The 12151-nt window shown below is 62.3% G+C and carries 14 protein-coding genes, 1 pseudogene and 1 riboswitch; of the genes and pseudogenes, 9 read left to right on the top strand and 6 right to left on the bottom strand.

The window, feature by feature from the left end; translation table 11 throughout:
* Positions 1-52 precede the first annotated feature (52 nt).
* Entirely contained in the window at positions 53-1159 is a 1107-nt protein-coding gene (locus EJ075_RS20630; RefSeq protein ID WP_126105531.1) for an alcohol dehydrogenase family protein, read from the top strand.
* A 107-nt stretch (positions 1160-1266) separates the two neighbouring features.
* Here the strand turns inward: EJ075_RS20630 and EJ075_RS20625 are convergent, their stop codons facing one another.
* From EJ075_RS20625 to EJ075_RS20615, 3 genes are all read right to left on the bottom strand, one after another.
* A complete protein-coding gene (locus EJ075_RS20625) occupies positions 1267-2238 on the bottom strand; it encodes an MBL fold metallo-hydrolase (RefSeq protein ID WP_126105530.1) in 972 nt (323 codons plus the stop codon).
* A gap of 173 nt (positions 2239-2411) precedes the next feature.
* Positions 2412-3020, bottom strand: coding sequence for a YkoF family thiamine/hydroxymethylpyrimidine-binding protein (locus EJ075_RS20620; protein ID WP_126105529.1), 609 nt, complete (start codon positions 3018-3020; stop codon positions 2412-2414).
* Positions 3011-3122: riboswitch (TPP riboswitch) on the bottom strand. Its footprint overlaps the gene before it by 10 nt.
* Positions 3123-3468: 346 nt before the next feature.
* The gene (locus EJ075_RS20615) at positions 3469-4845 is read right to left on the bottom strand and encodes an aspartate aminotransferase family protein (protein ID WP_126105528.1); all 1377 of its coding nucleotides are present in this window, start codon (positions 4843-4845) and stop codon (positions 3469-3471) included.
* Positions 4846-4985: 140 nt separating this feature from the next.
* On the opposite strand from EJ075_RS20615, the gene EJ075_RS34030 reads away from it, so the two are divergent.
* The 5 genes and pseudogenes from EJ075_RS34030 (at position 4986) to EJ075_RS20600 (ending at position 7343) form a co-directional block, all read left to right on the top strand.
* On the top strand, positions 4986-5111 hold the full coding sequence (locus tag EJ075_RS34030) for a hypothetical protein (RefSeq protein WP_281033429.1): 126 nt from the start codon (positions 4986-4988) through the stop codon (positions 5109-5111).
* 2 nt (positions 5112-5113) lie between these two features.
* Positions 5114-6249, top strand: a pseudogene (locus EJ075_RS20610) (NAD(P)/FAD-dependent oxidoreductase).
* 240 nt (positions 6250-6489) lie between these two features.
* Positions 6490-6714 carry a hypothetical protein gene (locus EJ075_RS20605; RefSeq protein WP_126105527.1) on the top strand — a complete coding sequence of 75 codons (225 nt, stop codon included), beginning with the start codon at positions 6490-6492 and terminating at the stop codon, positions 6712-6714.
* Between the two features lie 55 nt (positions 6715-6769).
* The gene (locus EJ075_RS33215) at positions 6770-6928 is read left to right on the top strand and encodes a hypothetical protein (RefSeq protein ID WP_164547153.1); all 159 of its coding nucleotides are present in this window, start codon (positions 6770-6772) and stop codon (positions 6926-6928) included.
* A 55-nt stretch (positions 6929-6983) separates the two neighbouring features.
* Positions 6984-7343, top strand: a complete 360-nt coding sequence (locus EJ075_RS20600; RefSeq protein WP_126105526.1) for a nuclear transport factor 2 family protein — start codon at positions 6984-6986, stop codon at positions 7341-7343.
* 171 nt (positions 7344-7514) lie between these two features.
* Here EJ075_RS20600 and EJ075_RS20595 read toward each other — a convergent pair whose 3' ends face one another.
* Positions 7515-7952 carry a CBS domain-containing protein gene (locus tag EJ075_RS20595; RefSeq protein WP_126105525.1) on the bottom strand — a complete coding sequence of 146 codons (438 nt, stop codon included), beginning with the start codon at positions 7950-7952 and terminating at the stop codon, positions 7515-7517.
* Positions 7953-8018: 66 nt separating this feature from the next.
* On the opposite strand from EJ075_RS20595, the gene EJ075_RS20590 reads away from it, so the two are divergent.
* Both EJ075_RS20590 and EJ075_RS20585 read left to right on the top strand, forming a co-directional pair.
* A complete protein-coding gene (locus EJ075_RS20590) occupies positions 8019-8627 on the top strand; it encodes a hypothetical protein (protein WP_245457969.1) in 609 nt (202 codons plus the stop codon).
* Between the two features lie 72 nt (positions 8628-8699).
* Complete coding sequence (locus EJ075_RS20585; protein ID WP_126105524.1) at positions 8700-9890, top strand: NADH-quinone oxidoreductase subunit D; 1191 nt, start codon at positions 8700-8702, stop codon at positions 9888-9890.
* A 116-nt stretch (positions 9891-10006) separates the two neighbouring features.
* Here the strand turns inward: EJ075_RS20585 and EJ075_RS20580 are convergent, their stop codons facing one another.
* Complete coding sequence (locus EJ075_RS20580) at positions 10007-10759, bottom strand: metallophosphoesterase (RefSeq protein ID WP_126105523.1); 753 nt, start codon at positions 10757-10759, stop codon at positions 10007-10009.
* A complete protein-coding gene (locus EJ075_RS20575) occupies positions 10752-11564 on the bottom strand; it encodes a hypothetical protein (protein ID WP_095489259.1) in 813 nt (270 codons plus the stop codon). The genes EJ075_RS20580 and EJ075_RS20575 overlap by 8 nt, the downstream gene beginning before the upstream one ends.
* Before the next feature lie 193 nt (positions 11565-11757).
* Here EJ075_RS20575 and EJ075_RS20570 point away from each other — a divergent pair, with 193 nt between their 5' ends.
* Entirely contained in the window at positions 11758-12042 is a 285-nt protein-coding gene (locus EJ075_RS20570; protein ID WP_095489128.1) for an acylphosphatase, read from the top strand.
* The last annotated feature ends 109 nt before the right edge of the window (positions 12043-12151 follow it).

Here is a 12151-nt window from a genome sequence, read left to right as displayed (position 1 = left end):
GAGGGTAAGGGTGAGGGGCAGCGCCAACCTGCAATATCTGGAAGCTAAATCGATGATCTCTCATCCCTCCCTCCCCGCCACCATGGCCGCCGTGCAGCTGATCGGTCACGGCGGACCGGAAAAGCTCGTCTACCGCACCGACGTGAAAGTGCCGTCGCCCGCCCCTGACGAAGTGCTGATCAAGGTCACCGCTTGCGGCATGAACAACACCGATGTCTGGGTGCGACAGGGCGCCTATGGCACGGAGGAAGATGCTGCCGCCGTATCGACCTGGCGGCGTCAGGGCAACACGCTGAGCTTCCCGCGCATCCAGGGCACCGACACGGTCGGCCACATCGTCTCAGTCGGCGATGGTGTCTCGCCGGACCGTATCGGCGAGCGGGTGATGGTCGACTTCTCCATCTACAACCGCGACGACGATTCACTCGCCGACATCGACTATATGGGCCACGGCCGTGACGGCGGCTATGCCGAGTATCAGACCGTGCCGGCCGAGAACGCCCATGTCGTCGACACCGAGTTGACCGATGTCGAACTCGCCACCTTCTGCTGCGCCTATCTCACCGGCGAGCAGATGCTGGAACGCGCCGCATTGAAGGCCGGCGAGCGCGTGCTGGTCACCGGCGCGTCGGGCGGCGTCGGCTCCGGCATCGTGCAGCTGGCGCGGGCGCGCGGCGCCGTCCCCTATGCAGTCGTCGGCAAGGGCAAGGAACAGGCCGTGCTCGACATCGGCGCCGAGGCGGTGATCACCCGGGGTGTGGCCGACCTGCCGGCTGCGGTAAATGAGGCAACCGGCGGCCAGCCGATCGACGTGGTTGCCGATCTGGTCGGCGGCGCGATCTTCAACGATCTGCTGCGCATCCTCAGGCCCGAAGGCCGCTACACCACAGCCGGCGCAATTGCCGGCCCGGTCGTGCAGCTCGATCTGCGCACCATGTATCTCAAGCAGTTGCAGTTGCACGGCTCGAGCCAGGGCACGCGGCACGACTTCCGCCGTATTGTTCGCTACATCGAAGACAAGAAGATCCGGCCGCTGGTCGGCGGCGTCTACAGGCTCTCCGATTTCCACCGCGCCCAAGCGGATTTCATCGCCAAGGATTTCGTCGGCAAGCTGGTGGTCGTTCCAGACGCCATTTCGGATCTCGCAGCGACCCGTTGATAGCCAAGATTATCGCTCTCGCTTGGTTCTGCGTTCGACGTCTGACGCCGACCGGTTCGTCCGGCGCGGCAGCCGTCGTCGTCCAGTTGGCAGCGGGTAGTGTGATTTTACCCCTCGGCTGCGAATACGTAGCCGTTGCCATCCTTGGACAACGTGCCGACGTTCGGCATCAACCAGTGAGTACCCGAAATGGTGAGCTTGTCGGCGACCGCGCGATCGAAGATCTTCCTTCGCGTTTCGACGGCCATTTGCGGATCCTGGTCGATAGCAAGCTGCCACTCGGGATTTGTTGAAACATGGGGCGCAAGATTGACCACGTCAGCGCTGATCAGGAGCTGTTTGCCGCCCGAGGTGACCAGATGCGCGACCATTCCCGGGCTATGGCCGGGGGCCTGAACGGCGTGCACGCCAGGTAGGAGTTCTGGTTCTCCCTCAAAGGTCCTGACGTTTTTCCACGTAGCCACCGTAGCCTGAATGCGCTGAGCGAGGCCCTTGCGCGTCGGTCCGAGATCGATCGACTCGACTCCCGGGCGCGTCCACCATTTCAATTCCTCGGCGGGCACCACGATGTCGGCATCCGGGAAGACCTGCGCATTGCTCTCATTGTTCATGAGGCCATAAATGTGGTCGCCGTGCAGATGGGAGATCAGGATTGTCTTGACTGCCTTGGGGTCAAGGCCCGCCGCAGCCATGCTCTCGAATAGCCGGCCGTTCCCCTCACCATAAATCGGATGACCGCCGGTACCCGAGTCGATCAAGACCACTTGATCGCGCAGCTTTAGCGCCATGACGATAAACCGCAGGGGCGCCTGATTGTCGGGAAAACCGGCACCACGCAACGCCGTCTTGACCTGTTCGACGCTGACATTCCTGACCATACCCTCCCGCAGGGGAACGTCACGCATGCCATCAATCAGAGAAAAGACTTCAATGTCGCCAACCTTGTATTTTCGGAAAGGTTGAGCGACGGCGTGTTGAGCGCGGGCCGCGTCGACAAACGTGATCGGCTTGTGGAGCCCAAACGCAGCATGAGCACCGGCTGCGCCAAGTGTCAGGTCGCGACGCGAAATATCGAACATCCTTCCCCGCTGACGGAATGATCGAGCAAATCAACGGCGGTCGGCACTGCACAAGGTCGGCTGGGTCGTGAGCCGCAAGTTAAACTGAGACATCACCTGAGCGCGATCCCGCCGCGGTGGCGGCCGAGGGCCGGCCGATCGACGTCGTCGCCCACCCCGAATATCGACACGCCCTAACAAGGACTCGGGCTGTTCGCCGACACGGTGAGATCGAGCGCGACATGGCCTTGCGGCGCGCCGAAGCGAAGGAAGGCTTCCGACAGCGTCGCGAACACCGGTCCGGCATCGCCTCTCAGCTTCGTGCAGAAATTCTTCGACCTGTCGAAGACGCCCGAAATCTTGAGGAAGTCGATGCAGCCGTAGATCTCATCCATGTGATGGCCCTCGCCGAGCGGATAGAGCGAGAACTGCGCGGCGACCTCTTGTCCGAGTTTTTTCGCACCATCGACATGCGCCCGCGCCGCGCCGATGCGCTCTGCCAGGGACAGCTCGTGGCTGCTGCCGGAAATCGGTGTGCAGATTGGATCGTCAGGCTCGCCCGGACAGCCGCGCGACACCGTCGCCGACAACACGCAATGCACGCCACTCGCCGCCGCCGATGCGAAGAGGTCGCGCATGGCCGGGAAAAGCTGTTCCGGCGGGCCGACGATCAGCGTCGAGATGTCGTCGGTCTCGATGCGGAAATTCGGTCGATACGGATCGAGCGCCGAAAGCGCCCCAAGGATGACGCCGACGAAATCGTCGCACATCGGATACAGGGAAATCTGTGCACCTGAAAACATGGTCGCCTCGCTCCGCTGGCATTACCCAGATCAGCTTGAGGGACCGAAGGCTTGCACCCACCATCTCAGCCCCGGCAATACGGAGCGCCCCTGTCGATATGGGCGACGTAGCACCCGCGCAACGGATGTTCAAGTGTGGCCCAGGGCAATCGTTCCCAGCAATCGCTTCAGACCAATTACCGAGCTTGGCGGCGCCGCCGAAGCTGCCGATCTCCCCCCTTGCGGGGGAGATGCCGGCAGGCAGAGGGGGTGCTTCCCTCCGACCTGTCAATCGATCGCAGCCGCGCCCTCAAGCTGATTCGGGTTGGCAAGGCTGAAGTCGAAAGTTGGCGATCCTTCACACCCCCTCTGTCCTACCGGACATCTCCCCCGCAAGGGGGGAGATTGGATACCGCTTCGGCTTCGCCAATCACCAAGGCCCATTCAGCTCTGGCTTTGGACGACCTGATCAGCTCTGTGATCCGACCTGCTTGACCGCGGCTTCGAGCGATCTTTCAAACGCGTCGATCATCTGATCGACCTGGGGCTCGGTGATGATCAGCGGCGGGCAGAAGGCCAGCGCGTCGCCCATGTTGCGCGAGATGACGCCGTTCTGCTGCATGAAGCCGTTGACAAGCCCGCCCAGCGCGCCGGCCGTCTCCCACGGCGTCTTGGTCACCTTATCGCCGACCAGTTCGACCGCCGCGATCAGGCCGACGCCACGCACCTCGCCGACAAGCGGGTGCGAAGCGAGGTTGCGCAGCCGTTTCTGCATATGCGCGCCGACCGTGCGCGCATTGCCGACAAGGTCGCGCTCCTCGATCAGCTTCAGGTTCTCGAGCGCGACCGCCGCCGCGACGGGATGGCCGCCGCCGGTGAAGCCATGACCGAAGGTGCCGATCCGATTGCTTTCGTCGGCAATCGGCTCGAACATTTTCTCGTTGATCAGCAGGGCCGAGATCGGCAGGTAGGAGGAAGAGATCTGCTTCGACAGCACCATGATGTCAGGCCTGATGCCGAAGGTCTGCGAACCGAACATCTCGCCGGTTCGGCCAAAACCGCAGATGACCTCGTCGGCGACGAGCAGGATGTCGTATTTCGACAGCACCGCCTGTATCTTCTCCCAGTAGCCGGCCGGGGGAACGATGACGCCGCCGGCGCCCATGATCGGTTCGCCGAAGAAGGCGGCGATGGTTTCCGGGCCCTCGGCCAGGATCAGCTTTTCCAAGTCGTCGGCAAGCCGGCTCGAAAACTGCTCTTCGCTCTCGCCTGGCAGCGCCTCGCGCCAATGGTGCGGCGTCGACGTGTGCAGCACACTGGCGATCGGCAGGTCGAAGGAAATGTGATTGTTGGGCAGGCCGGTCAGGCTTGCCGAGGCGATGGTGACGCCGTGATAGCCGCGAATGCGGCTGATGATCTTCTTGCGTGCCGGCTGGCCGAGCGCATTCGACCGGTACCAGATCATCTTCATGGCCGTGTCGTTGGCCTCGGAGCCGGAATTGGTGAAATACGCCTTGCTCATCGGCACCGGCGCCATCTGCACCAGCTTCTCGGCGAGATCGATCAGCGGCGAATGCGATTTGGAGCCGAAGTCGTGATAGTAAGGCAGCTTGGACATCTGGCGCACCGCCGCATCGACCAGCCGCTTCTCCGAGAAGCCGACCGCAACGCTCCAAAGCCCGGCCATCGCCTCGATGTAGCGGTTGCCGGCCAGATCCTCGACATAGATGCCGTCGCCCTTCTCGATGATGAGCGGCCCTGCCTCCTCATGCTTGCGGGCATTGGTGTAGGCGTGCATGTGGTAGCTGATGTCGCGGGCTTCGGGAGAATTCGGGCGTGCGTCCATGATGGTTCCTGTCCTGCATGCCGGGACTAGGCCCTGCCGCCGTTTCGGCGCGCATCGCCTCTTGCATTATGCTGTTGGATGCATCTGTTTCTCGTAAGGGTGTCAAGCCCTTTCGGAAGGGCTGGCGGGTGGACGCAGACATGCTGAATTTCAGCTTCGAGGTCGCAGAACGCGAGAACCTGCGCGGAGCCGCCTATGCGCATCGCCGGATCGTGATCGTCGAACGGCTCACCGGCAGGCACAACTACAAGGCTGAGGTGGCCTGATCATGGACCATGTCGACTGCATCGTCGCCGGCGCCGGCGTCATTGGCCTCGCGATTGCGCGAGAGATGGCGCAACGCGGCCTGGACACCTTGATCCTCGAAGCCGAGAACGCCATCGGCACCGGGACCAGCTCGCGCAATTCCGAGGTCATCCATGCGGGCATCTACTATCCGGCCGGATCGCAGAAGGCCCGGCTCTGCGTGGCAGGCCGGGAACAGCTTTACCGTTATTGCGAGAAGCGGGCGGTTCCGCATGCGCGCTGCGGCAAGCTCATCGTCGCCACAGATGCCGAACAGGAGCCGGTGCTTGCTTCCATTCTGGCCAACGCCTCTGCTTGCGGCGCGGGCGACCTGACACCCTTGACCGCAGCAGGGGCACGCGCGCTGGAGCCCAAGCTGCGGTGCACGGCCGCCCTGCTGTCGCCCGCCACCGGCATCATCGACAGCCACGCCCTGATGCTTGCTTTGCGGGGCGACGTAGAGGAGCACGGGGCGGCACTCAGCCTCAACACCCGCATTGTCGCCGGTCGCATCGAGGGTGAGCGAGTCGATGGTGGACGCATCGTGCTCGACACCATCGACAGCACCAGCGGCGAGCGCTTTGAAATCGCCACCGCGCGCTTCATCAACGCCGCCGGGCTTGGCGCCACGACGCTTGCCCGATCGCTTGACGGGCTCGACCCGCAATTCGTGCCGGAACTTCGCTATGCCAAGGGCAATTATTTTTCGGTCGCCGGCCGGGCGCCCTTCTCGCGGCTGGTCTATCCCATCCCCGAATCCGGCGGGCTCGGTGTGCATCTGACGCTCGACCTCGACGGCGTCGCCCGCTTCGGGCCGGACGTCGAATGGACGGATCAACTCGACTATCAGGTAGATCCAACGCGTGGCGAGCGCTTCTACGACGAGATCCGCAAATACTGGCCGGACCTGCCTGATGGCACCCTACAGCCGGCCTATAGCGGAGCCGGCCGAAGCTCTCCGGTCCGGGCGAAGCCAATGCCGACTTCGTCATCCAGGACGCGGCGGTGCACGGCGTGGACAGCCTGGTCAATCTGTTCGGCATCGAGAGCCCCGGCCTGACCTCAAGCCTGGCGATCGCCGACCATGTCGCGCAGCGCCTCGCGCCGAAGGCCAGCTAGCCGAGCCGACATCGAGCGAGCGTGCCCGCTGCAAAAAGCATAATCCAAAACGCCCGTAAGCCATCCGTAAGCCGGGGTCGCAGAACCTCCGTCCGTCGATCACAGCCGATTACCGGAGGCCTCAAGCTCTCCGGAACCGTCGGCTCCATGACGAGGAGGCTGCGGGTTCTGGCCGGACCGCAGGCGCCTGCCCTGGCGCCGTAAACCGCCCAAGGCAACCAAACAACCGGGACCATCGATATGAAGAACCGTTTCGAAGCCATACCGAACCCAAGCTGCCGGTTCGAGATCTGGGACAATGAGAACGACGAGCCCGTCGTCCATCACGACCGGCTGCTCACCTTCGCATCGGCGAAGTTGGCGGCAAGGATCGCCGACTTCCTCAACGAGGGCCGCAGCCACCGGCGCCGCGCCGGCGCCGCCAAATGGCGCGTTGCGGACCGCGATGTCGACCGGGGAGGATGATCGCCAAGCTGCTCTACCTCGGGGAAATCCAGGTCTCCCTGACCTTGGCGTCGCCATGCCGGTATTCAAGGCTAGCGCCAAGGATCCCCTCCTGAGCTGGATCGCATCCGGAAGCAGTCTTCACATCAACCTCGGCGGAGAATCCACCTACGATGTTTCCCTCAAGGGCAGTGCCCAAGCCGCCAAGGCCTTTGCGGCAGCCTGCAACTCATGAGACCCTGCAGTTCGTGAGAACCTGCAGTTCATGAGAGCATCGGAGGAGTGTCGCCATGACCGATGAGCCTGGCCGTGAGCCGGCGCGTGATCCCCAGGATTTGGAGCGGCTGCTGATTTCGCGGCAGTGGGTGGGAGATATCGACGGCATGGCCGCGCTTTTTGAGCAGCATGCCGTCGTCGACAGCGGTGAAGGGCAGCTGACGCGTGGCCGGGAAGCGATCCGGGCACTCTTCGCGGAGATCACCGCAACGGGCCGAAAATTTGCTGCCGGAGATCAGGCACCGGCTGTTGTCAGCGGAGACCTGGCACTCACGTCAACCCGTCTTCCCGATGGCACCGTAACCGCTGAGGTCGCCCGCCGCCAAGGCGACGGGACATGGCTGTGGGTCATCGATCGATTCTCCGTTGCGTAGCGTCGGCCCGACGCATGACCCGGAAATCGGAATCGATTTTCCCGGAGGATCATGCGAACGGGCGCACGGCGCTGCGGCGCTAAGGAGTGAATCCGGTGTGGTTTTGGATTCGAAGTTCCCGAGCGACGATGCCGGCGATGGAGCAGGAACTTCAAATTCGATTATGATGCATCAGTGCGCCGTCTGAGAATGGTCGCCGCCCGGCTGCGAGATGCCGCCCAGCGCTTCGCCGGCCCAGGCCGCCTCGCCATTCGTGGCGAGATCGCCGAGCGAGACAATGCCAACCAACCGCCGGTCGCGGCTGATCACCGGCATTCGTCGCAGTTTGAGATTGCCCATGTTCTGAAGGACATCGTCGACTTCCTGGTCGTCAAAACAGCATTGTACCTCCGCGCTCATCACGTCCCTGATTTTGGCGTCGGGACCTCTGCCCTCCGCGATGCCGCGGACAGCAATGTCGCGGTCCGTGATCATGCCGACCAGCCGGTCATTCTCACCGACGGGCAGAACACCGGCGTCAAGATCGGCCATGGCTCGTGCGGCATCCCGCAAGGACTGGTCCGGACTGGCGACCTGAACATTCTGTGTCATGCACTCGCTGATTCTCATGGCTTTCTCCTCAAGGTGAAGCGCCCCGCCGAACCTGTGATCAAGGGTGTGATCGAGGAAGAATGAATGCCTTTCGGAATCGTTCCATGTTTCGACCCGCGCGACCGGATGGGCGTTGTGGCAGAGCTTCCACCAATGGCCATATCGGTGGCGGACGGGAACCATAATCCGGCACAATGGTTGAGTGGTGACCAAGTGATCCTCCCCGAGCAAAACGGAAAAACGGAAGGAACGATCATGCGCATGTTGACGACAATTGCCGCCCTTTCGGGATTGGCGCTGGCGCAGCCGATCCACGCGCAATCCACCGACCCGCAGCTTCCCCAAATCGCACCCCCGGCCCCGGAAGCCTTGCCCGATCCAAGCCTGCCTAACCAAACGCCCGACCAAGCCCTGCCGGATCAAGCGCTACCGGATCAAGGTTTCACGGACCAGAACTTTACCGGGATTGCGATCGTCGCCCTCGAGGATTTGCCTCCGGAACTCAAGACACAAGCCGAGGCCGTGATCACCCAGACCAGCGTTGAAGATCTGCTTACCCTGCAGAGCTCGATCGACGCGTCGCCGCAGGCAGCAACGGCGCTGGCGGCGAGCGGGCTGGATTCCTCGCAGGTTGTCGCTGCCAACATCGATGGCGATGGCATGCTGACGCTGATCATCCAGACAACCACCTGATCGGCGGTGCGGGCGTGGCCGGACCGGACCACTCGGCTTCGGCCCTGAAACCCAGCACAGCGGAGCATCGTCATGGTCGAAGCCGCAGTTCGCAACTTCACCCTCAACTTCGGGCCGCAGCATCCCTCTGCTCACGGCGTGCTGCGGCTGGTGCTGGAACTGGACGGCGAGATCGTCGACCGCGCCGATCCCCATATCGGCCTGCTCCACCGCGGCACGGAAAAACTCATCGAGTACAAGAACTATCTGCAGGCCCTGCCCTATTTCGACCGGCTCGACTACGTGGCGCCGATGAACCAGGAGCATGCGTTCTGTCTCGCCGCCGAGAAGCTGCTCAAAGTATCGGTGCCGAAGCGCGGACAGCTCATCCGTGTTCTCTTTTGCGAAATCGGCCGGCTTTTGTCGCATCTCCTCAACGTCACGACACAGGCCATGGACATCGGCGCGCTGACCCCGCCACTTTGGGGTTTCGCCGAGCGCGAGAAGCTGATGGTTTTTTATGAGCGCGCCTCCGGCGCCCGCATGCATGCGAATTATTTCAGGGTCGGCGGCGTGCACCAGGACCTGCCTCCGAAGCTTCTGGATGACATCTGGGCTTTCTGCGACCCGTTCCTCAAGGTCTGCGACAACCTCGACGAATTGCTCACCGGCAACCGCATCTTCAAGCAGCGCAATGTCGATGTCGGTGTGATCGGGCAGGACGACGCCTGGGCCTGGGGCTTCTCCGGGCCTATGATGCGCGGGTCGGGAGCGGCATGGGATTTGCGCAAGGCACAGCCATATGAATGTTACTCCGAGATGGATTTCGACATTCCGATCGGCAAGAATGGCGACTGCTATGACCGCTATCTCGTCCGCATGGAGGAAATGCGCCAATCGGTTCGGATCATGAAGCAATGCCTGGAGAAATTGAGATCGCCCGAGGGCCGCGGGCCGGTCGCGATCCCGAACCAGAAGATCACGCCGCCGCCGCGAGCGACGATGAAGCGCTCAATGGAAGCGACAATCCACCATTTCAAACTCTACACGGAGGGTATTCGCGTGCCCGAAGGAGAGGTGTACGCCGCGGTTGAGGCGCCAAAGGGCGAGTTCGGCGTCTATCTGGTTTCGAACGGCAGCAATATTCCTTATCGATGCAAGATCCGGGCGCCGTCCTTTGCCCATCTGCAGGCGATGGATTTTCTGTCGCGGGGGCACATGATCGCCGATGTCGCTGCGATCATCGGGTCGCTCGATATCGTGTTCGGCGAGATCGATCGCTAGCATTTTGCAGCCAAGTGGAATCACTTGGCGTCGCAGAAATGCGGCTAAACAAATCGTTAGAGCGGGAAGCCTAGGTCAACTTGAACGCATCCCGCTCTAACGGCGCGCAGAGTGTTTCAGATTTCGAGCAAGGCGTAGGGACGGCCGGTCGGCTTCGCCACGTGCATGGCGACGTTATATACCGGGGCACCACCGGGTGTGCGGCCTTCGTAGACGCCGCGATGCGCGTGGCCATGCACCACGGCGGTGACCTTGAACCGATCGATCGTCTCCGCCAGGCGCGACGAGCCCAGGAACGGAAAAATCTCCAACGGCTCGCCAGCGACCGTCTCGATGACCGGAGAGTAGTGCAGGACGACGAGCGTGCGTTCGGTGCGAACCTGCCGCATTGCGTTTTCGAGCCGCATCGACTCGCTGACGCTTTCAGCAACCATCGCCTTGATCGCCGGCTCACCGAAAGAGCCGAGCATGCGTGACCCAAAACCGCCAATGAAACCCTTCACGCCGACAAAGCCGACCTCCTTGATTTCCGTCGTCTGGCCGTCAAGAAGATGGACGCCTGCCTGCCGAAGGATGTGGGCGACGTCTTCGACCGCGCCGGATTCATAGTCATGGTTGCCGAGCACGGCGACGACCGGGATTGCGCAGGCGCGCAAATCCTCCGCAAGGATTTCGGCCTCTCGGGGCTTGCCGAGATTGGTGAGGTCGCCGGTGAGAACGAGGACGTCCGCTTCGCGCGAGACCTCGCCGAAGAGATCACGGCAGGAGGCCTGGCCGTCTTCACGCACATGCAGATCGCCGACAGCCGCAATCCTGACGGTGCCGCCGTTCCCAACTCTTGCCGTGGCGGTTGTGCCCTTCTCAGCCATCACGAAATTCTCCTGTTCCACCGACGCCGGCAAAGCCCCATTCCTTCACGTCGATCTCGTAGTCGGTCGGCGAAAGCAGGCGTCCGCGGCAGATTTTCATTCGGGGAGTAGGCAACTCCCTCTGCTTGGCGAGCCGGTCAAGCAATTCGTCGAGCAGCCAGGCCGGGATATGATCGCGCTCGCTCGGATAGATCCATCGGAAATTCAGAAGCTGCATCAGCAGCACCTCCCAGTGAACCTCCAGATAGGAAAGCAGCCGGTGCCAATCGATCTGATCCTGCGCCTTGAGGATTGTATGAGCGACGTCGGCGCCGTCGTGGCGGCCTCTGTCCTGGATGAAGCACTTGGACCAGATAAGCTCGGTCGGACCTACGATCCGCACCTGACTGCCCAGCAGCTCGATTTGCCGTGCATGCTCCAGCCATTGGTCGCCGACCGGCATGGTGCCATTGGCTGAAGCGAATATGACGTCAAAAAAATGCGTGCTTTTGAAGACCTTTCCAAGCCATCGGTCGTCCACGATCTCGACCGCATAGCCGGCCTGCTTGAAATGCGCGAGAATGCGCGCGTAATCGCCGGCCTTGCAGAAAATGTCGAGGTCCTTCGTCTGGCGCGTGACGCCTGTGTAGGCGCTCACCGCATAGGTGCCGGCGACAAGAAAGGGGATGTCCGTCGCGGCGAGCTCGCGGATCGCCTCTGTGTAGAAGACCTCGGCCTCGGCGTGCTGAAGCGTCGGCGCGGCTTTTGGATCGATCGTCGGAACGGATGCCGGGATGGCGCCTCCCGTTGGAGAATCGTTAGTCATGAAATCGTGGCTCCGAAGCCCAGCAACCTGCAGCTGTCCGTCCTTAACAAAGCCGCCGCCGCATGGTTCCGTTGCCGACATCAGCGGATCGGACTGGCGGCCGGCCGAAGCCCTTGGAAATGCGAAGGCGGAGCCTTTTCCGCCGCCGGGGAGTTGAAGATATGAGAAAACCACTGGCACGGAGGTGATCATGATGGAGGATGGGCGCAAAGCGGTACGCGTCAGGCTCAGTGGAAGGGTGCAGGGCGTCTCGTTTCGCGTGTGGACACGGACCGAGGCCGAGAGGCTTGGTCTGTCCGGATGGGTTCGCAACGAAGATGACGGATCCGTAACGGCACTGATCGTCGGGGCCGAAGGCGCGGTTTCGACGATGATGAACCGGTTGTGGAAAGGGCCGACCGGAGCGTCGGTTTCCGGCGTGACATCCCAAGACGTCGATCCCGGTCAGGAGCCGAACGGATTCAGGATCATCGGCTAGAAAGTGGGTACCAGCTTTCGGAAAACACCCAATGCTCAACCAAAAAGCCAGGCCTCCGCGATTCTTGCCTTGCGCCGCTGGGAACAATCGACAGCCAGCGCCGTTGGGA

Source organism: Mesorhizobium sp. M6A.T.Cr.TU.016.01.1.1, assembly GCF_003952585.1.
Lineage (GTDB): Bacteria > Pseudomonadota > Alphaproteobacteria > Rhizobiales > Rhizobiaceae > Mesorhizobium > Mesorhizobium mediterraneum.
This window is presented reverse-complemented; position numbering and strand designations above follow the sequence as displayed.